Annotated in this window: 19 protein-coding genes; 7 read left to right on the plus strand and 12 right to left on the minus strand. The window is 72.1% G+C overall.

Annotation, left to right across the window (positions count from 1 at the left end):
* The first annotated feature begins 168 nt into the window (after nucleotides 1-168).
* Nucleotides 169-3,846, plus strand: coding sequence for a multifunctional oxoglutarate decarboxylase/oxoglutarate dehydrogenase thiamine pyrophosphate-binding subunit/dihydrolipoyllysine-residue succinyltransferase subunit (locus tag M8C13_RS30525; RefSeq protein ID WP_252484203.1), 3,678 nt, complete (start codon nucleotides 169-171; stop codon nucleotides 3,844-3,846).
* Between the two features lie 73 nt (nucleotides 3,847-3,919).
* Complete coding sequence (locus M8C13_RS30530) at nucleotides 3,920-4,102, plus strand: DUF6104 family protein (RefSeq protein ID WP_252484204.1); 183 nt, start codon at nucleotides 3,920-3,922, stop codon at nucleotides 4,100-4,102.
* Here the strand turns inward: M8C13_RS30530 and M8C13_RS30535 are convergent.
* Nucleotides 4,099-5,052 (minus strand): YafY family protein, encoded by a 954-nt coding sequence (locus tag M8C13_RS30535; protein ID WP_252484205.1) that lies wholly within the window; start codon nucleotides 5,050-5,052, stop codon nucleotides 4,099-4,101. The two genes, M8C13_RS30530 and M8C13_RS30535, sit on opposite strands and share 4 nt — an antisense overlap.
* 62 nt (nucleotides 5,053-5,114) lie before the next feature.
* Here M8C13_RS30535 and M8C13_RS30540 point away from each other — a divergent pair, with 62 nt between their 5' ends.
* Nucleotides 5,115-6,392, plus strand: coding sequence for an FAD-binding oxidoreductase (locus tag M8C13_RS30540; protein ID WP_252484206.1), 1,278 nt, complete (start codon nucleotides 5,115-5,117; stop codon nucleotides 6,390-6,392).
* Here the strand turns inward: M8C13_RS30540 and M8C13_RS30545 are convergent.
* Nucleotides 6,362-7,330, minus strand: a complete 969-nt coding sequence (locus M8C13_RS30545; protein WP_252484207.1) for an aldo/keto reductase — start codon at nucleotides 7,328-7,330, stop codon at nucleotides 6,362-6,364. The two genes, M8C13_RS30540 and M8C13_RS30545, sit on opposite strands and share 31 nt — an antisense overlap.
* A gap of 69 nt (nucleotides 7,331-7,399) precedes the next feature.
* Here M8C13_RS30545 and M8C13_RS30550 point away from each other — a divergent pair, with 69 nt between their 5' ends.
* From M8C13_RS30550 to M8C13_RS30560, 3 genes are all read left to right on the plus strand, one after another.
* Entirely contained in the window at nucleotides 7,400-7,951 is a 552-nt protein-coding gene (locus M8C13_RS30550; RefSeq protein WP_252484208.1) for an AAA family ATPase, read from the plus strand.
* Nucleotides 7,952-8,018: 67 nt separating this feature from the next.
* A complete protein-coding gene (locus M8C13_RS30555) occupies nucleotides 8,019-8,687 on the plus strand; it encodes a response regulator transcription factor (protein WP_252484209.1) in 669 nt (222 codons plus the stop codon).
* The gene (locus M8C13_RS30560; RefSeq protein ID WP_252484210.1) at nucleotides 8,684-9,880 is read left to right on the plus strand and encodes a cell wall metabolism sensor histidine kinase WalK; all 1,197 of its coding nucleotides are present in this window, start codon (nucleotides 8,684-8,686) and stop codon (nucleotides 9,878-9,880) included. Before M8C13_RS30555 ends, M8C13_RS30560 begins: the two co-directional genes overlap by 4 nt.
* A 20-nt stretch (nucleotides 9,881-9,900) precedes the next feature.
* On the opposite strand, the gene M8C13_RS30565 is transcribed toward M8C13_RS30560, so the two are convergent.
* The 6 genes from M8C13_RS30565 to hutH form a co-directional block, all read right to left on the minus strand.
* A complete protein-coding gene (locus M8C13_RS30565; protein WP_252484211.1) occupies nucleotides 9,901-10,215 on the minus strand; it encodes a hypothetical protein in 315 nt (104 codons plus the stop codon).
* 96 nt (nucleotides 10,216-10,311) lie between these two features.
* Nucleotides 10,312-11,469, minus strand: a complete 1,158-nt coding sequence (gene hutI / locus M8C13_RS30570; RefSeq protein ID WP_252484212.1) for an imidazolonepropionase — start codon at nucleotides 11,467-11,469, stop codon at nucleotides 10,312-10,314.
* Complete coding sequence (locus M8C13_RS30575; RefSeq protein ID WP_252484213.1) at nucleotides 11,466-12,776, minus strand: formimidoylglutamate deiminase; 1,311 nt, start codon at nucleotides 12,774-12,776, stop codon at nucleotides 11,466-11,468. The genes hutI and M8C13_RS30575 overlap by 4 nt, the downstream gene beginning before the upstream one ends.
* Nucleotides 12,773-13,975: an allantoate amidohydrolase gene (locus tag M8C13_RS30580; protein ID WP_252484214.1), complete on the minus strand. Its 1,203-nt coding sequence runs from the start codon at nucleotides 13,973-13,975 to the stop codon at nucleotides 12,773-12,775. Before M8C13_RS30580 ends, M8C13_RS30575 begins: the two co-directional genes overlap by 4 nt.
* A complete protein-coding gene (gene hutU / locus M8C13_RS30585) occupies nucleotides 13,972-15,645 on the minus strand; it encodes a urocanate hydratase (RefSeq protein WP_252484215.1) in 1,674 nt (557 codons plus the stop codon). The genes M8C13_RS30580 and hutU overlap by 4 nt, the downstream gene beginning before the upstream one ends.
* 1 nt (nucleotide 15,646) lies before the next feature.
* Complete coding sequence (gene hutH / locus M8C13_RS30590) at nucleotides 15,647-17,194, minus strand: histidine ammonia-lyase (RefSeq protein ID WP_252484216.1); 1,548 nt, start codon at nucleotides 17,192-17,194, stop codon at nucleotides 15,647-15,649.
* An 87-nt stretch (nucleotides 17,195-17,281) separates the two neighbouring features.
* Here hutH and M8C13_RS30595 point away from each other — a divergent pair, with 87 nt between their 5' ends.
* Nucleotides 17,282-18,058, plus strand: coding sequence for an IclR family transcriptional regulator (locus M8C13_RS30595; protein ID WP_252484217.1), 777 nt, complete (start codon nucleotides 17,282-17,284; stop codon nucleotides 18,056-18,058).
* 181 nt (nucleotides 18,059-18,239) lie between these two features.
* Here the strand turns inward: M8C13_RS30595 and M8C13_RS30600 are convergent, their stop codons facing one another.
* The 4 genes from M8C13_RS30600 to M8C13_RS30615 are packed head-to-tail and all read right to left on the minus strand — an operon-like array spanning nucleotide 18,240 to nucleotide 21,680.
* Nucleotides 18,240-19,136, minus strand: coding sequence for an ABC transporter substrate-binding protein (locus tag M8C13_RS30600; RefSeq protein WP_252484218.1), 897 nt, complete (start codon nucleotides 19,134-19,136; stop codon nucleotides 18,240-18,242).
* A complete protein-coding gene (locus tag M8C13_RS30605) occupies nucleotides 19,136-19,915 on the minus strand; it encodes an ABC transporter permease (protein WP_252484219.1) in 780 nt (259 codons plus the stop codon). The genes M8C13_RS30600 and M8C13_RS30605 overlap by 1 nt, the downstream gene beginning before the upstream one ends.
* Nucleotides 19,912-20,580, minus strand: a complete 669-nt coding sequence (locus M8C13_RS30610; RefSeq protein WP_252484286.1) for an ABC transporter permease — start codon at nucleotides 20,578-20,580, stop codon at nucleotides 19,912-19,914. Before M8C13_RS30610 ends, M8C13_RS30605 begins: the two co-directional genes overlap by 4 nt.
* A 5-nt stretch (nucleotides 20,581-20,585) precedes the next feature.
* Complete coding sequence (locus tag M8C13_RS30615; RefSeq protein WP_252484220.1) at nucleotides 20,586-21,680, minus strand: ABC transporter ATP-binding protein; 1,095 nt, start codon at nucleotides 21,678-21,680, stop codon at nucleotides 20,586-20,588.
* Between the last annotated feature and the right edge of the window lie 72 nt (nucleotides 21,681-21,752).

The following is a 21,752-nucleotide window of genomic DNA, read 5'->3' on the forward strand; positions in this document are numbered from 1 at the left end:
GAGCTGCGCTTGAGGTGCGGATTTGATACTAGACCGATCCAGTAAACGATTCTGTGACCTAGCCCTCCGCGCGCTGACCCCGCCCTGTACCACGGCGGCGCGCGGTAGGACTAGCCTGAAACAGAGTGTGTCTTACCCCGAGCAGATGGATCGAGGCGAGTGTCGGCCGTGTCCAGCAGCAGCCCTGCGTCACAGTTCGGCCCCAATGAGTGGCTAGTCGAGGAAATGTATGAGCAGTTCCTCGCTGATCCCACCTCAGTAGACCCGGCGTGGCACGACTTCTTCGCCGACTACAAGCCGACGCAGAAGTCCGCCGACATCGGCGAGACCGCGGCGCAGTCGGCCGCCGCCAGCACTGTGACCACAACCCAGGCAGCCCCGCCGAAGGCGCCTGACACCAACGGCCAGGCCCCGGCCGCCGCCCCCAAGGCGGCCGCCCCGGCCAAGCCCAAGCCGACCCCGTCGGCAGCAGCCGCGGCGACCCCGGTGAAGCAGCCCTCGGGTCCCGGCGAGCGCAAGCAGTTGCGCGGCGCGGCCGCGGCGATCGCGAAGAACATGGAGCAGTCGCTGACCGTGCCGACCGCCACCTCGGTGCGCGCGGTCCCGGCCAAGCTGCTCGCGGACAACCGGATCGTGATCAACAACCACCTGAAGCGGACCAGGGGCGGGAAGGTCTCCTTCACCCACCTCATCGGCTACGCGATTGTCCGGGCGCTGGAGAGCTACCCGAACATGAACCGCTTCTTCGCCGAGACCGACGGCAAGCCGACCATCGGCACCCCCGAGCACGTCAACCTCGGCCTGGCCATCGACCTGCCCGGCAAGGACGGCTCGCGCACCCTGGTGGTGGCCTCCATCAAGGGCTGCGAGTCGATGTCCTTCCTGCAGTTCTGGCAGGCCTACGAGGACCTGATCCGCAAGGCCCGCGGCGGCAAGCTGGGCAACGACGACTTCACCGGCACCACGATCTCGCTGACCAACCCCGGCACCATCGGCACCAACCACTCGGTGCCGAGGCTGACCGCGGGCCAGGGCGCGATCATCGGCGTCGGCGCGATGGAGTACCCGGCCGAGTTCCAGGGCGCCAGCGAGAAGGCCCTGATCAAGATGGGCATCAGCAAGATCATCACGCTGACGTCCACCTACGACCACCGGATCATCCAGGGCGCGGAGTCCGGCGAGTTCCTGCGCCGGATCCACCAGCTGCTGCTGGGCGAGGACGGCTTCTACGACAGCATCTTCGCCTCGCTGCGCATCCCCTACGAGCCGATCCGCTGGGTGGCCGACATCCCGGACGGCGCCGTGGACAAGACCGCTCGCGTGCTGGAGCTGATCGACGCCTTCCGCTCCCGCGGCCACCTGATGGCCGACACCGACCCGCTGAACTACCGCCAGCGCCGCCACCCCGACCTGGACGTGCTCTCGCACGGCCTGACCCTGTGGGACCTGGACCGCGAGTTCGCGGTCGGCGGGTTCGCCGGGCGGGAGCGGATGAAGCTGCGTGACGTGCTCGGCGTGCTGCGCGACTCCTACTGCCGCACCGTGGGCATCGAGTACACCCACATCCTCGGCCCGGACGAGCGCAAGTGGCTGCAGGAGCGGATCGAGGTCCCGCACTCCAAGCCGGACCAGGCCGAGCAGATCTACATCCTGAGCAAGCTCAACGCGGCCGAGGCGTTCGAGACCTTCCTGCAGACCAAGTACGTCGGGCAGAAGCGGTTCTCGCTGGAGGGCGGCGAGACCGTCATCCCGCTGCTGGACGCGGTGCTGGACAAGGCGGCCGAGTACAACCTCGACGAGGTCGTCATCGGCATGCCGCACCGTGGGCGGCTGAACGTGCTGGCCAACATCGTGGGCAAGCCGATCTCGCAGATCTTCCGCGAGTTCGAGGGCAACCTCGACCCCGGCCAGGCGCACGGCTCCGGCGACGTGAAGTACCACCTCGGCGCCGAGGGCAAGTACTTCCGGATGTTCGGCGACGGCGAGGTCGCGGTCTCGCTGACCTGCAACCCGTCCCACCTGGAAGCGGTCGACCCGGTGCTGGAAGGCATCGTCCGGGCCAAGCAGGACATCCTGGACAAGGGCGAGGGCGGCTTCACCGTCGTCCCGGTGCTGCTGCACGGCGACGCGGCCTTCGCCGGCCAGGGCGTGGTGGCCGAGACGCTGAACCTGGCGCTGCTGCGCGGTTACCGCACCGGCGGCACCGTGCACGTGGTGGTCAACAACCAGGTCGGCTTCACCACCGCCCCCGAGTACTCGCGCTCCAGCCAGTACTGCACCGACGTGGCGAAGATGATCGAGGCGCCGGTCTTCCACGTCAACGGCGACGACCCCGAGGCCTGTGTCTGGGTGGCCAAGCTGGCCATGGAGTACCGCCAGGCCTTCGGCAAGGACGTCGTGATCGACATGCTCTGCTACCGGCGCCGCGGTCACAACGAGGGCGACGACCCGTCGATGACCCAGCCGGCCATGTACGACCTGATCGACACCAAGCGCTCGGTCCGCAAGACCTACACCGAGGCGCTGATCGGCCGGGGCGACATCTCGGTCGAGGAGGCCGAGAGCGCGCTGAAGGACTTCGGCAGCCAGCTGGAGCACGTCTTCAACGAGGTCCGCGAGCTGGAGAAGCACCCGGCCGTGGTGAGCCCGTCGGTGGAGGCCGAGCAGGTCATCCCGACCAAGCTCAAGACCGCGATCTCGCTGGAGACGCTGACCCACATCGCCGACGCGCACGTCAACCTGCCGGAGGGCTTCAGCCCGCACCCGAGGGTGAAGCCGGTGCTGGAGCGCAGGGCCAAGATGGCCCGCGAGGGCGGCATCGACTGGGCCTTCGCCGAGCTGCTGGCCTTCGGCTCGCTGGTGATGGAGAAGCGGCGGGTGCGCCTGGCCGGCCAGGACTCGCGGCGCGGCACCTTCGTGCAGCGGCACTCGGTGCTGATCGACCGCAAGACCGGCAAGGAGTACACCCCGCTGCAGAACCTGTCGGAGGACCAGGCCAAGTTCCTGGTCTACGACTCGGCGCTGTCGGAGTTCGCCGCGCTCGGCTTCGAGTACGGCTACTCGGTGGCCAACCCCGAGGCGCTGGTGCTCTGGGAGGCGCAGTTCGGCGACTTCGTCAACGGCGCCCAGCCGATCATCGACGAGTTCATCTCCTCCGGTGAGGCCAAGTGGGGCCAGCGCTCCGACGTGGTGCTGCTGCTGCCGCACGGCCACGAGGGCCAGGGCCCGGACCACACCTCCGGCCGCATCGAGCGCTTCCTCCAGCTGTGCGCGGAGGGCTCGATGACGGTGGCGGTGCCGTCCACCCCGGCCAGCTACTTCCACCTGCTGCGCAGGCACGCGCTGGACGGGATCAACCGGCCGCTGGTGGTCTTCACCCCGAAGTCCATGCTCCGGATGAAGGCCGCGACCAGCCCGGTCGAGGACTTCACCGACAGCAAGTTCCACTCGGTGCTGGCCGACCCGGTGGTGGCCGACCCGAACAAGGTCGACCGCGTGCTGCTGTGCAGCGGCAAGATCAGCTACGAGCTCAACGCCGAGCGGCAGAAGCGCGGCGCGGACAACGTGGCGATCGTGCGCATCGAGCAGCTCTACCCGGTGCCGCACAAGAAGCTGGGCCTGGTGCTGGACAAGTACCCCAACGCCAAGGACATCCGCTGGGTCCAGGAGGAGCCGGCGAACCAGGGCGCCTGGCCGTTCCTGGGCCTGTCCCTGCCGGAGCTGCTGCCCGAGCGCCTCACCGGGCTCAAGCGCGTCTCGCGGCGCGCGATGGCGGCCCCGTCCGCCGGGTCCGGCAAGGTGCACGACGTCGAGCAGGCGGCGCTGATCGCCAAGGCTTTCGACTGATCGTTTGAGTTGTTCCCGAGCCGCCAGGTCCGTTTCCAGGGCCTGGCGGCTCGGCCATATCCCGGAGGAATCCGTGTATTTCACCGACCGCGGTATCGAGGAGCTGGAGCAGCGGCGCGGCGAGGAGGAGGTCACCCTGGCCTGGGTGGCCGACAAGCTGCGTGCCTTCGTCGACCTCAACCCGGACTTCGAGACCACCATCGAACGCCTGGCCACCTTCCTGGCCCGCGACGACGCCGACGATCTGGACGACTAACCCAGCCGGTCCCGCGCCGCGCGCAGCTCGGCCCTGACCTCCTCGTCCGCCTCGACGATCTCCAGGTCAGCGCCGATCGCGGCCAGGCCGAGCAGGTCGCGCACCACGTCCCGGGGCGTGTCCGCGCTGAGCCGGACCTCGCTGCCGCCCTCGGTCCCGGTCACCCTGGCGGGCAGCAGGTGCAGCGTCCTGGCCAGCACCTCGCGTGGCGGCGCGGCAATCCGGGCCAGGGCGTGGTGCCGGTACGGCGCGGTGGCCAGCACGCGGTCCAGGTAGGCGGCGGTGTCCGGCTCGGGCAGTTCGCGCGGGGTGAAGCGGCGGCCGGTGGGGCGGGGGTCGGTGATCCGGTCGATGCGGAAGGTGCGCCAGTCGGCGCGCTCGGCGTCGTGGGCCAGCAGGTACCAGAGCCGGTAGCCGGTGATCAGGCGGTGCGGCTCGACCCTGCGCTCCCCCGTCGATCCGTCCCGCCGCCGGTAGCCGAAGGTGATCAGCTCGCCGTCGCGCACGGCCGCGCCGAGCACGGCGAGCACCGAGGGGTCGACCTGGGCGCCGGTGACCGCGTGCACCGGATCGGTGGCCTGGGCGACCGCGGCCACCCGGTGGCGCAGCCGGGAGGGCAGGATCTGGCTCAGCTTGGCCAGCGCGCGCACCGCGGTCTCGGCCACTCCGCTGATCCCGGTGCCCGCCGCGGTGAGCAGGCCGGTGGCCACCGCGACCGCCTCCTCCTCATCCAGCGCCAGCGGCGGCAGGTTGCGGCCGGAGACCAGCCGGTAGCCGCCCGCGGTGCCGGTGGTGGCCTGCACCGGGTAGCCCAGCTCGCGCAGCTTGTCCACATCGCGGCGCACGGTCCGGTCGGTGACCGCCAGCCGCTCGGCCAGCTCCGCGCCGGACCACTCCCGGCGGGCCTGCAACAGCGACAGCAACCGCATGACTCTGGCGAGCGGGCTCATGCCGCCAAGATTGCCACGCTTGCGGACAGGACCTGTCCGGAACGGCTCCTAACGTGGGCCGCATGTTGACCTTCGAGCCCAGTTCCGCCGACTACGACACCGAGCGCGCAGGCTTCCAGACCCACTCCGACTACCGCCCGGCCCTGGTGGCCGGCGCGTCCTCCGCCGCTGACGTGCGGGCCGCGGTGGCGCTGGCCGCCGAGCGGGACCTGCCGGTGGCGGTGCAGTCCACCGGCCACGGCCTGCCGCCGACTGGCCGGCCGGGCGTGCTGATCACCACGCACCGGATGCGGGAGCTGACCGTGGACCCGGTCGCGCGCACCGCGCGGGTGGGCGCGGGCGTGCGCTGGGCCGAGGTGCTGGCCGCCGCCGCCCCGCACGGGCTGATGCCGCTGCTGGGCAGCGCGCCGCACGTGGGCGTGATCGGCTACACCCTGGGCGGCGGGCTGAGCCTGTTCGGCCGTCCGTTCGGCTGGGCCGCCGACCGGGTGCGCTCGCTGGAGGTGGTCACCGCCGACGGCGCGTTGCAGGAGGTCGGGCCCGGTGCGGAGCTGTTCCAGGGCCTACTCGGCGGCGGCGCGACGCTGGGCGTGGTGACCGCGATGACCTTCGAGCTGGTCCCGCTGCCGGAGCTGTGGGCAGGCGGGCTGTTCTTCGACACCGGGCTGATCCCGGAGGCGCTGCGGCTGTGGACCGAGTGGACCGCGACCGTGCCGGACACGCTGACCTCCTCGATCGCGGTGATCCCGTTCCCGGACGTCCCCGGCGTGCCCGAGCCGCTGCGCGGGCGGCGGGTGGCGCACCTGCGGATCACCCAGGCCGGACCGGCCGCCGACGACCTCGTCGCCCCGCTGCGCGCGCTCGGCCCGCTGCTGGACACCCTCGGCCCGCTCCCGCTGACCGAGGTCGGCTCGATCTACCACGACCCGACCACCCCGGCCCCGTTCCGCTCCAGCAACCGGATGCTGCGCGCCGCGGACGCGCTGACCACCCGCCGCCTGCTCGCGCACACCCCGCCCGGCCCGCACATCGTGGAGCTGCGCCACCTCGGCGGCGCGCTGGCCACCCCGGCGGCCAACGCGGTGGGCGGCCGGGACGCGGCGTACCTGGCCACCATCACCACGCTCGCCCCGGACGCGGACACGCCCGCCGCGCACGAGGCGCTGTTCGCCGGGCTGGCCCCGTGGACCAGCGGCGGGCGGTTCCGCAACTTCCTCACCGACCCGGCCGAGGCCCGGCACCCGCGCTGGGTGCACGAGCTGAAGGCGCGGCTGGACCCGGCAGGCCGGTTCGGCGTGCTACCGGAGGCTCAGAAGCCGACCACGGCGTGCGGGGTGTAGGGCGCCTCCAGCCGGGCGACCTCCTCCGTGGAGAGCTCGAGGCCGACCGCGGCGACCGCGTCCTCCAGGTGGTGCGTCTTGGTGGCGCCGACGATGGGCGCGGTCACCGCCGGGTTGTGCAGCAGCCAGGCCAGTCCGACCTGTGCCCTGGGCACCCCGCGCTCGGCGGCCACCGCCGCCACCGCGTCCACCACGATCCGGTCGCTGTCCTGGTAGAGCGTCTTGCCAAAATCGTCGGTCTCGGCGCGCGCGGTGGCCGCGTCCCAGTCGCGGGTGAGGCGGCCGCGGGCCAGCGGGCTCCACGGGATCACGCCGATGCCCTCCTCCGCGCACAGCGGCAGCATCTCCCGCTCCTCCTCGCGGTAGATCAGGTTGTAGTGGTTCTGCATGGAGACGAACCTGGTCCAGCCGTTGAGGTCGGCGGTGTAGAGCATCTTGGCGAACTGGTAGGCGTGCATGGATGAGGCGCCGAGGTAGCGCACCTTCCCCGACTTGACCACGTCGTGCAGGGCTTCCAGGGTCTCCTCGATCGGGGTGTGCCGGTCGAACCGGTGGATCTGGTAGAGGTCGATGTAGTCGGTGCCGAGCCTGCGCAGGCTGTTGTCCACCTCGGCGAAGATCGCCTTGCGGGACAGGCCGCGCCGGTTCGGGCCCTCCCCCATCGGCAGGAAGACCTTGGTGGCCAGCACGATCTCGTCCCGGCGGGCGTACTCGCCGAGCAGCTTGCCGACGATCTCCTCGCTGGTGCCGTCGCTGTAGTAGTTGGCGGTGTCGAAGAAGTTGATGCCCAGCTCGACCGCGCGCTTGAGGAAGGGCCTGCTCTGCTCCTCGGTCAGCGACCACGGGTGCGGGCCGCGCTCCGGCACGCCGTAGCTCATGCAGCCCAGGCAGATCCGGGAGACGTCCAGTCCGGTGGCGCCCAGCTTCACATACTCCATGCGGCCGAACCTACGCCGTGCCGCCATTCACAGCAGCGCAATTCCAGTGGCTGGGCCATCATCGACGGCATGAGCGAGCCCGTGTCACCAGGACAGGTCATCGTGCTCACCGGACCGCCGGGGGCAGGCAAGAGCACGGTGTCGCGGTTGCTGGCCGATGAGCTGTCGCCCAGCGTGCACCTGCACACCGACGACTTCTACAAGTTCATCCGGCGCGGCGCGATCGCGCCGTACCTGCCGGAAGCGCAGCGGCAGAACGAGATCGTGATCGACGTGCTGGCCGGCGCGGCCTTCGGCTACGCCGTCGGCGGCTACGACGTGGTGGTCGACGGCGTGATCGGGCCGTGGTTCCTGGACGTCTTCCGCAAGGCAGGCGCCGGGTTCAAGACGCACTACGTGGTGCTGCGGCCGAACGAGGCGATCACCATCGGGCGCGCGGTGGACCGGGGCCCGGAGGCGCTGACCGCGGTGGCCCCGATCCGGGAGCTGTACCGGCAGTTCAGCGAGCTGGGCGAGCTGGAACGGCACGTGATGGACTCCGGGCCGATGGACGCCGACGCCACCACCACCGCGGTGCTGGCCGGCATCGCCCGCGGCGCCTACCTGCTCGCCGGGGACTGAGCGCGGAGCGAAAATCCGCCGAAAGCGCGGTCCGGACCGCTCCGCCAGTCCGGATACCGTCGGCGGGGTGCGACTGCTCATCGTGGAGGACGAGGCCGACCTGGCCAGCGCGCTGCGCACCGGGCTCAGCCACGCCGGGTACGCGGTGGACACCGCGGCCACCGGCGCGGAGGCGCTGACCAAGTTCGGCGTGCACGCCTACGACCTGGTGGTGCTGGACCTGAACCTGCCCGACGGCGACGGCCTCGGGCTGTGCCGCCGGATCCGCGCGGCCAGCGGGGTGCGCATCCTGATGCTCACCGCGCGGGCCAGCCTGGCCGACCGGGTGCGCGGACTGGACCACGGCGCGGACGACTACCTGGTGAAACCGTTCGCGCTGGCCGAGCTGCTGGCCAGGATCAGGGCGCTGCTGCGGCGGGACGGCGACTGCGGGGAGCCGGTGCTGCGCGCGGGCGGGCTGGAGCTGGACCCGGCCAGCGGCGAGGTGCGCCGGGACGGGGTGCCGATCTCGTTGACCCGCAAGGAGTTCGGCGTGCTGCGGTACCTGATGTCCAGGCCGGGCAAGCTGGTTCCGGCCGAGGAGCTGCTCGAACACGTGTGGGACGAGTTCGCCAACCCGTTCACCGAGACCGTGCGGGTCACGGTGGGCACGTTGCGGCGCAAGGTTTCCAGCGCCGAGGGCCGGGCGCCGATCGAGACCGTGATCGGCCGCGGATACCGGCTGGTGCAGCGGTGAGCGCGCACCGCTGGATGACCACGATCCGGTTCCGGCTCACCGTGTCCTACTCGGCCTGGGTGTTCGTGCTGGGCGCGCTGGTGATCACCGCGATCTACCTCGGCGTGCTGTACACGTTGGAGACGGCCGAGCCGTCCACGCAGAGCCCGCTGGTCAAGGTGCTCATCGGCCCGGACGGCGTGCGGTACTGGACGGCGGAGAAGCAGAACGCGCTCAAGGACTTCGAGCGCGACGTGCAGTACCAGGCGGTCACCTTGCTCGGCCGGTACTCCGCGCTCGCGCTCTCCGCGCTGTTCCTGCTCAGCCTGGCCATCGGCTGGTGGCAGGCCGGCCGCGCGCTGCGGCCGATCCGCCGGATCACCCAGCGCGCCAGGGAGATCAGCGCCACCGACCTGTCCCGCCGGATCGCCCTGGACGGCCCCTCCGACGAGCTGCGCGGCCTGGCCGACACCATCGACGACATGCTGGCCAGGCTGGACACCGCCTTCGCCGACCAGCGTCGCCTGCTCGGCGACGCCTCGCACGAGCTGCGCAACCCGCTGGCGATCATCCAGGCGAACGTGGACGCGGTGCTCACCCGCCCGGACGCCACGGCGGCGGAACGGGAACAGGCGGGTGAGGTGGTGCGCCGCGCGGTGCTGCGGATGAGCGGCCTGGTCGAGGACCTGCTGGCCACCGGGCGCCGGGACGCCCCCGCCTTCGCCGAGACCGAGGCCGACCTGGGCGAGCTGGCCGAGGAGTCCGCCGCCGAACACGACCAGCTCGCCACCGAGGCCGGGATCACCCTCACCCGCCGGCTGGCCCCAGGCCTGCGGGTGACCGGCGACCGGGACGCGCTCAAACGCGCCACCGCCAACCTGTTGAGCAACGCGCTGCGCTTCGCCCCCGGGGGCAGCACGGTCGAGCTGGCCACCGGCCGCGGCGAGGGCTGGTGCTGGCTCGCCGTCCGCGACCAGGGCCCCGGCCTGGGTCCCGAGGCCCAGGCCAGGGTGTTCGACCGGTTCTGGCAGGCCGGGGAGCACGCCACGCACAACGGTCACAGCGGGCTGGGCCTGGCGATCGTGCGGCAGATCGTGGAGAGCCACGACGGCCACGCCACCGTGCACAGCTCCCCCGGCCACGGCAGCACCTTCGTGCTGTGGCTACCGGATCTGGCGGCCCCGCACCGAGTTCCGGCGGCCAGCCAGGCCTGACCCCTGCCCGGCGCGGTGGCCTAGCGGCAGACGGCGCTGGTCCGCGCGGTGCCCACGAAGCTGGTCTCCGACCGCTTCTCCACCGTGACCAGGCCCTTCAGCTTCTTGCAGCTGGTCCCGGTCCGCTTCTCGTGCGCCGCGATCGCCTTGTCGATCCCGTCCTGCGCCAGCCGCACGGCCTTGTCCGCGGTCTCCGCCACGGCGATCCCGGCGAACTTGACCACACCCGGCTTGGCGGGCTTCGCGGCTTCGTCGGCCATGGCGACCGACGCGGTGCCCAGCGGCAGACCGATGGCGAGCGCGCCGACCAGGAGCATGGACTTCAGCGACCTCATGGAATCTCCTCGTGTTGGTGGATCGAACACGAGAAGTGAACCGAAACAGGGGGAAAACCAACCGAAAGCGTTGATCGCTGTCCGGGCGGACCGGAACTACCTGACCCGCAGTCCGCAGCGCCAGACCGAGTGGGTCAGCGGCACGCCCGGCCGGTACGCCAGGTGGGTCACCGACGGGGCGTCCAGCACGTGCACGTCCGCGCGGGCCCCCGGCCGGAGCACGCCGACCGCGCCGTCGCCGCTGTCCCGGCCCAGTGCCCGCGCCCCGCCCCAGGTGGCCGCGCGGACCGCTTCCTCGACGGTGAGGCGCATCTGGAGGACCGCGGTGGCCACGCAGAAGGCCATGGACGAGGTGTAGCTGGAGCCGGGGTTGCAGTTGGAGGCCAGGGCGATGGTGGCGCCGGCGTCCAGGAGCTTGCGGGCTTCGGGCAGGGGCTGGCGGGTGGAGAGGTCGCAGGCGGGGAGCAGGGTGGCGACCGTGCTGGAGCTGGCCAGGGCGTCGATGTCGCTGGGGGTGAGGTGGGTGCAGTGGTCGACGCTGGCGGCGTTCAGCTCGACCGCGAGGCGGACGCCGGGGCCGTAGCCGAGCTGGTTGCCGTGCACGCGCAGGCCGAGGCCCTTGGCGGCAGCGGCTTTGAGCACCGCGCGGGACTGGTCCTCGTCGAAGGCGCCGGTCTCGCAGAAGACGTCGGCCCAGCGCACGTGCGAGGCGACCGCGTCCAGCATCTCGCCGCAGACCAAGCGGAGGTAGTCGTCGGCGTCCCAGCCCGGCGGGACCAGGTGCGCGCCCAGGAAGGTGACCTCGTCGGCCAGTTGCCCCGCGATGCGGGCGGAGCGGAGCTCGTGTTCGGTGCTCAGGCCGTAGCCGGTCTTGGTTTCCAGGTAGGTGGTGCCCTGACTGGCGGCCTCGGCCAGGTGGCGGCTCAGGCCCTCGGCGAGCTGCTCGTCGGTGGCCTCGCGGGTGGCGTTGACGGTGACCGCGATGCCGCCGGCGGCATAGGGCTGGCCTGCCATCCTGGCGGTGAACTCGGCGGTGCGGTCGCCGGCGAAGAGCAGGTGGGTGTGGCTGTCCACCCAGCCGGGCAGGGCGGCGCGGCCTTCCACGTCGACCAGGTTGTCGGCGGCGGGGGCCGCATCGGCCGGGCCGGTCCAGACCACGCGGTCGCCGTCGAGGACCAGGGCGGCGTTGGTCAGCTGGCCCAGCTCGGGGTCGTTGGTGGTCAGCTCACCGATGTTGGTGATCAGGACGGTCATGCCCACACCTCGTTGATCGCCTTGGCCAGCAACGGTCCTGCCGCGCCGAGCCGGATGTGTTCGCCGCCGCGCACGATCAGCTCGCCGCCGCTGACCACACTGTCCACATCGGACGCGGTCGCGGCCAGCAGGACCTGGTCGGCGCGACAGCCCGCGGTGCGCACCGAGTCCAGGCGCAGCGCCACCAGGTCGGCCCGGTTGCCGGTGGCGATGACTCCCGCGTCGGTCCAGCCGAGCGCGCGATGACCGTCCACTGTGGACGCTTGAAGCAGCTCAGCGGGACTGAACCGGCCGCGCTGGCCGGTGCGCAGGCGTTCGTGGTGTTCCAGCGCCCTGGCTTCCAGGATCGGGTCGTTGACCGCGTGCTGGTCGCTGCCCAGGGAGATCGGGCTGCCCGCGTCAGCCAGCTCGCGGGCCGGGCCGATGCCGTCGGCCAGGTCGGCCTCGGTGGTCGGGCAGAAGCAGGAGCCGGTGCCGGTGCCGCCGAGCAGCGCGATGTCGCCGGCGGTCAGGTGGGTGGCGTGCACGGCAGTGGTGCGCGGAGACAACGCGCCCGCCTCGTGCAGCAGCTCAGCCGGGGTCCGGCCGTGCGCGGCCTGGCAGGCCTCGTTTTCCGCGGGCTGCTCGGACAGGTGCACGTGCAGTGGGCGGCCCTCGGCTCCACTGACCACGTCGGCCAGCTGGTCGCGGGGCACGGCGCGGACCGAGTGGATGGCCGCACCGATGCGGGTGTTTGAGTCCTCGGGCATGGCCGCGACCCGGGCGGCCCAGGCCGCGGCGTCGCCGTCGCCGAAGCGGAGTTGTTCCGGGGCAAGGGGATCACCGAAGCCCGCGGACAGGTAGCAGGTGTCCAGCAGGGTGAGCCGGATGCCCGCCTCGGCGGCGGCCTGGCGCAGCGCCTCGCCCATCGCGTTGGGGTCGGCGTAGGGCTTGCCGCCGGGGGCGTGGTGCACGTAGTGGAACTCGCCGACCGCGGTCACCCCGGACAGCGCCATCTCCGCGTACACCGCGCGGGCCAGCCGCAGGTAGTTCTCCGGGTTGAGCTTGGCGGCCAGCGCGTACATGCCTTCGCGCCAGGTCCAGAAGGTGCCGCCGTCGCCGTGCGTGCGGCCGCGCAGCGCCCGGTGGAAGGCGTGCGAGTGCGCGTTGGCGAACCCGGGCAGCACCACCCCGGGCAGCCGCCGCGCGCCGAGCGGAGGACTGTCCACTATGGACACACTGGTGATCACGCCGCGGTCCGTGCGGACCAGCACGCCGCCGGTCACCCCGCCGGGCAGCCAGGCCTGTTCGCACCAGTAGGTGCTCATCGGGTCAGCTGCTCGACGACGTGGGCCAGCGCGGCCACCCCGGCCTCGCAGTCGGCCGGTTCGGCGTGCTCGGCGGGGGCGTGGCTGATGCCGGTGGGGTTGCGCACGAACAGCATCGCGGTGGGCACCTTGGCCGCCAGGATGCCTGCGTCGTGGCCCGCTCCGGTGGGCAGCGCGGGCACGCCGCCGAGCTGGGCGGCCAGCTGGTCCCGCAGTGCCGGGTCGAAGATCACCGTGTCGCCGTAGGACTCCTCGGTCACGGTGACCTGGCAGCCCTCGGACTCGGCCGCGTCCCTGGCCGCCGCGGTGATCTCGGCGACCACGTTGCGGGTCACCTCGTCGGTGGCCGCGCGCGCGTCCAGCCACACGTCCACCGCGGAGGCGATCACGTTGGTGCCACCGGGATTCGGGATGAGCTTGCCCACGGTGGCCCGCGCCCCGTCCACCGCGTTGGCCGCGGCCCTGGCCGCCAGCACCAGCTGGGCGGCCGGCAGCATCGGGTCGGTGCGGTCGCCGATCAGGGTGGCCCCGGCGTGGTTGCCCTCGCCGGTGAAGCGGAACCGCCAGCGCCCGTGCGCCAGGATCGAGGAGGCCACCCCGACCGGCGCGTCCACCTCGATCAGTCCCTTGCCCTGCTCCACGTGCAGTTCCACGAAGCAGCCGATCCGGGACAGCGCCTCGTCATCGGGCCCCAGCCGGGCCGGGTCCAGCCCGGCCGCGGCCACCGCCTCGGCCAGGGTCACCCCGTCCAGGTCGGTGAGCCGCCGCGCCGCGTCCGGGTCGATGGTGCCCGCCATCAGCCTGGAACCCAGGCAGGGCACCCCGAACCGGCCGCCTTCCTCCTCGGCGAACACGGTCACCGCGAACGGCCGGTTCGGACGGAAACCCTTGGCCCGCAACACGTCCACCGCGGCCAGCGCGGAGACCACGCCGAGCGGGCCGTCGAAGGCGCCGCCGCCGGGCACCGAGTCGAGGTGGCTGCCGGTGATCACCGCGTCCTGGCCGGGCGCGCCCCACCAGGCCCAGAGGTTGCCGTTGCGGTCGGACTCCACCGCCAGCCCGCGCTTGAGCGCCTCGGCGGTGAACCACTCGCGCAGCTCCAGCTCGACCCGGTCGAACCCATGCCGGGAGTAGCCGCCGCGCTGGCGGTCGGCCCCGACGCCGGCGATCTCCGCCAGCAACCCCGTCGCAGTGCTCATGCCTTCTTCGCTACCCCTTCCATGGGCACCCGCACACCGCGTTCCGCCGCAACCTCATCGGCCCGCGAGTAGCCCGCGTCGACGTGGCGGATGACGCCCATGCCGGGGTCGTTGGTGAGCACGCGTTCCAGCTTCTGCGCGGCCAGCGGGGTGCCGTCGGCCACGGTGACCTGACCGGCGTGGATGGAGCGGCCGATGCCCACGCCGCCGCCGTGGTGGATGGACACCCAGGTGGCCCCGGAGGCGGTGTTGATCAGGGCGTTGAGCAGCGGCCAGTCCGCGATGGCGTCCGAGCCGTCGGCCATCGCCTCGGTCTCCCGGTACGGGGAGGCGACCGAGCCGCAGTCCAGGTGGTCGCGGCCGATCACGATCGGCGCGGAGAGCTCGCCGCTGGCCACCATCTCGTTGAACTTCAGCCCGGCCAGGTGGCGTTCGCCGTAGCCGAGCCAGCAGATCCGGGCGGGCAGGCCCTGGAACTCGACCCGCTCCTGGGCCATCGTGATCCACCGGTGCAGCGCCTTGTTCTCCGGGAACAGCTCCAGGATGGCGCGGTCGGTGGCCGCGATGTCCTTGGGGTCGCCGGAAAGCGCGGCCCAGCGGAACGGGCCCTTGCCCTCGCAGAACAGCGGCCGGATGTAGGCGGGCACGAAACCGGGGAAGTCGAAGGCCCGGTCGTAGCCGCCGAGCTTGGCCTCGCCGCGGATGGAGTTGCCGTAGTCGAAGACCTCGGCGCCCCGGTCCATGAAGCCGACCATGGCCTCCACCTGCTCGGCCATCGACTCCCGGGACCGGTCGGTGAACTCATCCGGCTTCTTGGCCGCGTAGTCGTGCCAGTCGGCCAGGTCCACGCCCTTGGGCAGGTAGGCCAGCGGGTCGTGCGCGGAGGTCTGGTCGGTGACCACGTCGATGTCCACGCCCCGGCGCAGCAGCTCGGGGAAGACCTCGGCCGCGTTGCCGATCACCGCCACGGACAGCGGACGCCGCTCCCGCTTGGCCGCCAGGCAGCGCTCAACGGCGTCGTCCAGGTCCTCGGCGATCTCGTCCAGGTAGCGGGTCTCCAGGCGACGGCGGGCGCGGTCGGGGTCGACCTCCACGCAGAGCGCGACACCCTCGTTCATGGTGACCGCCAGCGGCTGCGCGCCGCCCATGCCGCCGAGTCCGCCGGTGAGGGTGAGCGTGCCGGCCAGGGTGCCGCCGAAGCGCTTGTTCGCCACCGCGGCGAAGGTCTCGTAGGTGCCCTGCAGGATGCCCTGGGTGCCGATGTAGATCCAGGAGCCCGCGGTCATCTGGCCGTACATGGTGAGCCCGAGCTGCTCCAGCCGCCGGAACTCCGGCCAGCTGGCCCAGTCGCCGACCAGGTTGGAGTTGGCGATGAGCACCCGCGGCGCCCACTCGTGGGTGCGCATGACGCCCACCGGGCGGCCGGACTGCACCAGCAGCGTCTCGTCGGGGGCCAGGTTGGTCAGCTCGCGGGTGATCGCGTCGAAGCTGTTCCAGTCGCGGGCGGCCTTGCCGGTGCCGCCGTAGACGACCAGGTCGTCCGGGCGCTCGGCCACCTCGGGGTCGAGGTTGTTGTGGAACATGCGCAGCGCGGCCTCGGTGGACCAGTCACGCGCGGTCAGCTCGGTGCCGCGCGCGGCGCGCACCGGACGGGGGCCTGCGGTGGTCACTTCACCCTCCATGAGTCGTCGAGAGGAATGGCTCGACCGCGGCGTGCAGCTCGCCGGAACGCACCACGCGTTCGGCGGCGGCGATCTCCGGGGCGAGGTGGCGGTCGGGGCCGGGGCCGGCGACGTGCTCGCGGAGCACGCGCAGCGCGGCGGCGGTGGCCGGGGCCGGGGCGAGCGGGGCGCGCAGTTCCAGCGCGCGGGCCGCGGTGAGCAGTTCGATGGCCAGCACGGTGGTCAGGCCGTCCACCGACTTGCGCAGCTTGCGCGCGGCGGACCAGCCCATGGACACGTGGTCCTCCTGCATGGCCGAGCTGGGGATGGAGTCCACCGAGGCCGGGTTGGCCAGCCGCTTCAGCTCGGAGACCAGTGCGGCCTGGGTGTACTGGGCGATCATGTGGCCGGAGTCCACGCCGGGGTCGTCGGCCAGGAACGGCGGCAGCCCGTGCGAGCGGGCCACGTCCAGCATCCGGTCGGTGCGCCGCTCGGCGATGCTGGCCACGTCCGCGATCGGGATGGCCAGGAAGTCCAGCGCGTAGGCCACCGGCGCGCCGTGGAAGTTGCCGTTGGACTCCACCCGGCCGTCGGCCAGCACCACCGGGTTGTCCACCGCGGCGGCCAGCTCCCGGTCGGCCACGGTCTCCACGTAGGCCAGGGTGTCCCTGGCCGCGCCGTGCACCTGCGGGGAGCAGCGCAGCGAGTAGGCGTCCTGCACCCTGGTGCAGTCCGGGCCGCGGTGGCTGGCCACGATCGGCGAACCGGCCAGCGCGGCGAACATCCGGGCCGCCGAACGGGCCTGGCCGGGGTGCGGGCGCAGCGCCTGGAGCTCGGGGGCGAACGGCCGGTCGGTGCCCAGCAGCGCCTCCACGCTCATCGCGGCGGTGACGTCGGCCAGGTCGAGCAGCCGGTGCAGGTCGGCGGCGGCCATCACCAGCATGCCGAGCATGCCGTCGGTGCCGTTGATCAGCGCCAGGCCTTCCTTCTCGGCCAGCTTGACCGGCTCGATCCGGTGCTCGCGCATGGCCTCGGCGGCCGGTCGCAGCCGCCCGGACTCGTCCCTGACCTGGCCCTCGCCCATCAGCGCCAGGGCCACCGCGGACAGCGGGGCCAGGTCGCCGGAGCAGCCGAGCGAGCCGTACTCGTGCACCACCGGCACCAGCCCCGCGTTGAGCAGCGCGGCCATGGTCGCCGCGGTGCGCGGCCGGATGCCGGTGTGACCGCTGGTCAGCGTGCGCAGGCGGAGCAGCATCAGCGCGCGCACCACCTCGGCCTCCACCTCCGGTCCCGCGCCCGCGGCGTGCGAGCGGACCAGCGAGCGCTGCAGCTGGGCGCGTTTCTCCGGCGGGATGTGCCGGACGGCCAGCGCGCCGAAGCCGGTGGACACGCCGTAGGTGGGCGTGGTCGCCTCGGCGAGGGCCTCGATGTGCGCCCTGGTGGCCGCCATGGCCTCCTGGGCCTCCGCGGTGATCTCCACGGACGCGCCGCCGCGGGCCACCGCGACGACCTGCTCGCGGGAGAGCGGCTTCAAGCCGACGGGTACCGGTTGCTGCATGTGCCCATCAGAACCTGTGACCGACTGGCACGGCTATCCCGGTTGGGGTGACACTGTCTGGGATCCCAGACGTGTTGAGGAGCGGCCGTGGGCGCGAGCAGCGACATTCCCGCGCTGCGGCGGGGGCTGGCGGTCTTGCGGCTGCTGGCGAGCCGGGCCGGGCCGATCTCCGCCGCGGCCATCGCCCGCGAGCTGGAGCTGCCCCGCTCGACCACCTACCACCTGCTCACCGAGCTGGTCAGCGCCGGTTTTGTCACCCACCTCACCGAGGAGCGCCGCTACGGCCTCGGCGTGGCCACCTTCGAGCTCGGCTCGGCCTACCTGCGCCACGACCCCCTGGAACGCCTGGCCCGCCCGCTGCTGCGCCGCCTGGTCGACCGGGTGGACACCACCGCGCACCTGGGCGTGCTGCACGGCGCGGAAGCCCTCTACCTGCTGAAAGAGCAGCCGCACCGGCCGCAGACCCTGGTCACCGACGTCGGTGTGCGGCTGCCCGCCCAGCTCACCGCCTCCGGCCGGGCCATCCTCGGCGGCCTGCCGCCCGCGCAGGTCAGGGCGCTGTTCCCGGCCGCGCGCGCGTTCGTCGACCGCACCGGCCGCGGCCCGCGCGACCTGCCCGCGCTGCGGCGGCTGCTCAGCGCGGAACGGCAGCGCGGCTGGGCGGTGGAGGACGGCCACGTCACGCCCGGGTTCGCCTCGGTGGCGGTGCCGGTGTTCGACCACGGCGGCCGGCCGGTGGCGGCGATCAGCCTGACCATCCGGCATGAGTGCGAGCACGAGTGCGGCCAGGACTGGCCCGAGTTGGCGGCGGAAGCCGTGCAAAGCGCGGCCGGGCTGACCGCCAGGATCGGCGGCAGAGTCTGATTGGCGCGCTCCGCGCGCGGGATTTTTCGCTCTTCAGTCGCCTCGTCGTGCACCCGCCGCACGCGAAGCAAGCTTCGGATGCGTCGGGCACACGACAAGGCGACGCGAAAAATCAACCCCACCGCTGGTCAAGAGCCCGGCGTGTCGCTGGCGCGCCACGCCTCTCCCGCGAGCCGTCCGCTTACGAGCCCGCGTTCTGCTTCACGAAGTCCCAGGCCACGTCCTGCGGGTTCTCCTTGTCCACCTCGATCCGCTTGACCGCGGCGGCCAGCTTCTCGGTGGTGATCTTCTTGGAGATCTGGTTCAGGGCGAGCTTGGCGGCGTCCTTGAGCTTGCCGCTCTTGGCCAGCGGGATGACGTTCTGCGCCGGGTACATGTTCTTCGGGTCGGCCAGCTGCACGAAGTTGTTGGTGCTGATCGCCGAGGCCGTGGTGAACAGGTTGGCCACCTGGGCCGAGCCGCCCTTGATCGCGTCCAGGGTGACCGGGCCGCCCGCGTCGGTGGAGCGGATCTCCTTGAAGGTGCAGTTGTACAGCTGCTTGATCTTGGCTTCCCAGCGGGTCTTCCACTCGCCTGCCGCGGCCAGGGTCAGCTGCGGGCACTTCGGGCCCAGGTCGGCCATGGACTTCAGGTTGAACTGCTGGGACACCTGCTGGGTCACCACCAGCACGTCCTTGTCCTCACCCGGCGCGGGCTCCAGCACCTCGAGGTCCGGGCCGGTCTTCTGCTTGAGCGCGTTGTAGACGTCCTCGGACTTGGTCAGCGTGGTGGCCGGGTCCAGCGCCTGCAACAGGTTGCCGCTGTAGTCGGGCACCAGGGTGAACGAGCCGTCCTTGAGGCCCTTGAGCACCACCTCGCGCGCCGACACCGGGCTGGCCACCTCGGACTTGACCCCCGCTTCGCGCAGCACGGTGGCGTAGATCTGGGCCAGCAGCTTGTTCTCCGGGAAGTCGACCGAGCCGATCTTGATCGTCCCGTCCGCGGCGGGCGCGTTGTCCTTGAGCGGGTCCGATGGCGCCCCGCAGGCGCTCACCGCGGCCAGGACCAGTACGGCCAGCGCCGCCAGGTTCCGCTTCATTACCTTGTCCCTCCAGCGACACCGGACTCCGCGGTCCGGGTCTCGATCTTGGCTGAGTTGTTGTCCCCGTTGGACTTCGCCCGGACCTTGGTCGCGCCGCGGGCGATCGCCGCCGCGCGCGCCGCCACCCGCAGGCCACGCGGCACCACGATCCGCTGGAGTCCTGCCAGCAGCAGGTCCAGCACCACCGCGAGCAGCGCCACCGCGAACGCGCCCGCCACCACCTTCGGGTAGTCGTAGATCCGCATGCCGTCCAGCAGCACCCGGCCCAGTCCCCCGAGTCCGACGTAGGCCGCGACCGCCGCGGTCGCCACCACCTGCAGCATCGCGTTGCGCAGGCCGCCCAGCAGCAGCGGCAGCGCGTTGGGCACCTCGACCTGCCACAGCCGCTGCCAGCCGGTCATGCCCATGCCGCGGGCGGCGTCGACCACCCCGGCGTCGGTGTCCTGCACGCCCGCGTAGGTGCCTGCCAGGATCGGCGGCACCGCGAGCACGATCAGCGCGATCAGGGTGGAGACCTGGGAGCCGCCGCCGAGCAGGAACAGGAAGGTCACCAGGCCCAGCGTGGGCAGCGCGCGCATCGCGTTGGAGGCGCCGACCAGCACCAGCCCGCCGCGCCCGGTGTGCCCGACGAACAGGCCCAGCGGGATGCCGATGGCCGCGGCGCCGAACACCGCGATCAGCGTGTAGTAGAGGTGCTCGGCCAACCGGTTGGGCAGGCCGTCCGGCCCCTGCCAGTGCGCGGGGTCGGCCAGCCAGTCGATCAGCTGCTGAATCACGCCGCGCCTCCGGTTCCGACCCTGGTCCACGGGGTGAGCACCTTGCGCAGCACCACCAGCGCCCCGTCCACCAGGGCCGCCAGCACCAGGGTGAGCACGATGCCGACGATGATCGGCGGGAAGTCCTGCACCCGGAACCCGTCGGTGAACAGCACGCCGAGCCCGCCGACGCCGATCAGCGCGCCCACGCTGACCAGGCTGATGTTGCTGACCGCGGCCACCCGCACGCCCGCGGTGAGCACCGGCACGGACAGCGGCAGGTCGACGGCGAAGAACCGGTGCACCGGCTTGAAGCCGATCGCGGTGGCCGCGGCGATCACGTGGTTGGGCAGCGAGTCCAGCGCGTCGATCACCGGTCGCACCAGCAGCGCGGTGGTGTAGACGGTCAGCGCCACCACCACGTTGACCGGGTCGGTGATCCGGGTGCCGAGCAGGCCGGGGATCACCACGAACAGCGCCAGTGACGGGACGGTGTAGACGATGTTGGCGGTGCCCAGGAACAGGGTGCGCAGGAACCGGGTGCGCTGGGCCAGCCAGCCGAGCGGGATGGCCAGCAGCAGGCCGATCAGCACCGGGACCAGGGAGAGCAGCACGTGCTCCAGCAGGCCGCTGAGCACCCCCTCCAGGTTCGCCCGGCTGCTGAGGTAGCGACTGAAGTCGTCCAACACGCTCAGACCCTGCCCGTCTCCTGCTCACGGTGCCGCGCCAGCAGGTCGAGCACCTGCTGCGCGGTGACCACGCCGGAGTAGCCGCCCTGCTCGTCCACCACCACGCCGAGCCCGGCCGGCGAGGACAGCGCCGCGTCCAGCGCGCCGCGCAGCGCGGTGCCGCGCACGTGCAGCGAACCGCCCGGCACCAGCGAGGCCTCCGCGACCTGGCCGTCCGCGATGGACTCCGGCGGCAGCCAGCCGCGCGGCTGGTTCCGCTCGTCCAGCGCCAGCGTCCAGCCGGTGCCGGCCCGCCGCTGCGCGCCCACCTGCACGGTGGCCACCGAGCGCAGGTCCAGCTCGCCATCCTCCACAAAGGACAGTCCGCGGTAGCCGCGGTCCTTGCCCACGAAGTTGGCCACGAAGTCGTTGGCGGGCCTGGTCAACAGCTCCGCCGGGGTGGCGTACTGGGCGAGCACGCCGCCCTGCCGGAACACCGCGATCTTCTCGCCGATCCGGACCGCCTCGTCGATGTCGTGGGTGACGAAGACGATGGTCTTGTCCAGCTCGGCCTGCAACCGCAGCAGCTCGTCCTGAAGTCCTTCGCGCACAACCGGATCCACCGCGCTGAACGGCTCGTCCATGAGCAGCACCGGCGGGTCCGCGGCCAGCGCCCTGGCCACCCCGACCCGCTGCTGCTGCCCGCCGGAGAGCTGCGCGGGGTACCGCGAGCCCAGCGCCGAGGGCAGGCCGACGGTCTCCAGCAGCTCGGCCGCGCGGGCCCGCGCCTTGCGCCGGGTCCAGCCGGAGAGCAGCGGCACGGTGGCGATGTTGTCCAGCACGCTGCGGTGCGGGAACAGGCCCGCCTGCTGGATCACGTAGCCGATGCCGCGGCGCAGCAGCGCCGGGTCGGAGTCCCTGATGTCGTTTCCGTTGACCAGGATGGTGCCCGAGGTGGGTTCCACCATCCGGTTGACCATGCGGAGCGAGGTGGTCTTCCCGCAGCCGGACGGCCCGACGAACACGGTGATCGTGCCCGCCTGCACGGAGAGGGTCAGCTCGTCGACGGCGACGGTGCCGTCATCGAAGCGTTTGGTCACGGCCTGGAACTCGATCACGCGAGCCCCCCTAAGGTCGTGACGGCCACTGGCCGGCCGCCGCCTGAGCAATCGACCTTAGTCCGATGGACT

It is taken from the genome of Crossiella sp. SN42 (assembly GCF_023897065.1).
Taxonomy (GTDB): Bacteria; Actinomycetota; Actinomycetes; order Mycobacteriales; family Pseudonocardiaceae; genus Crossiella.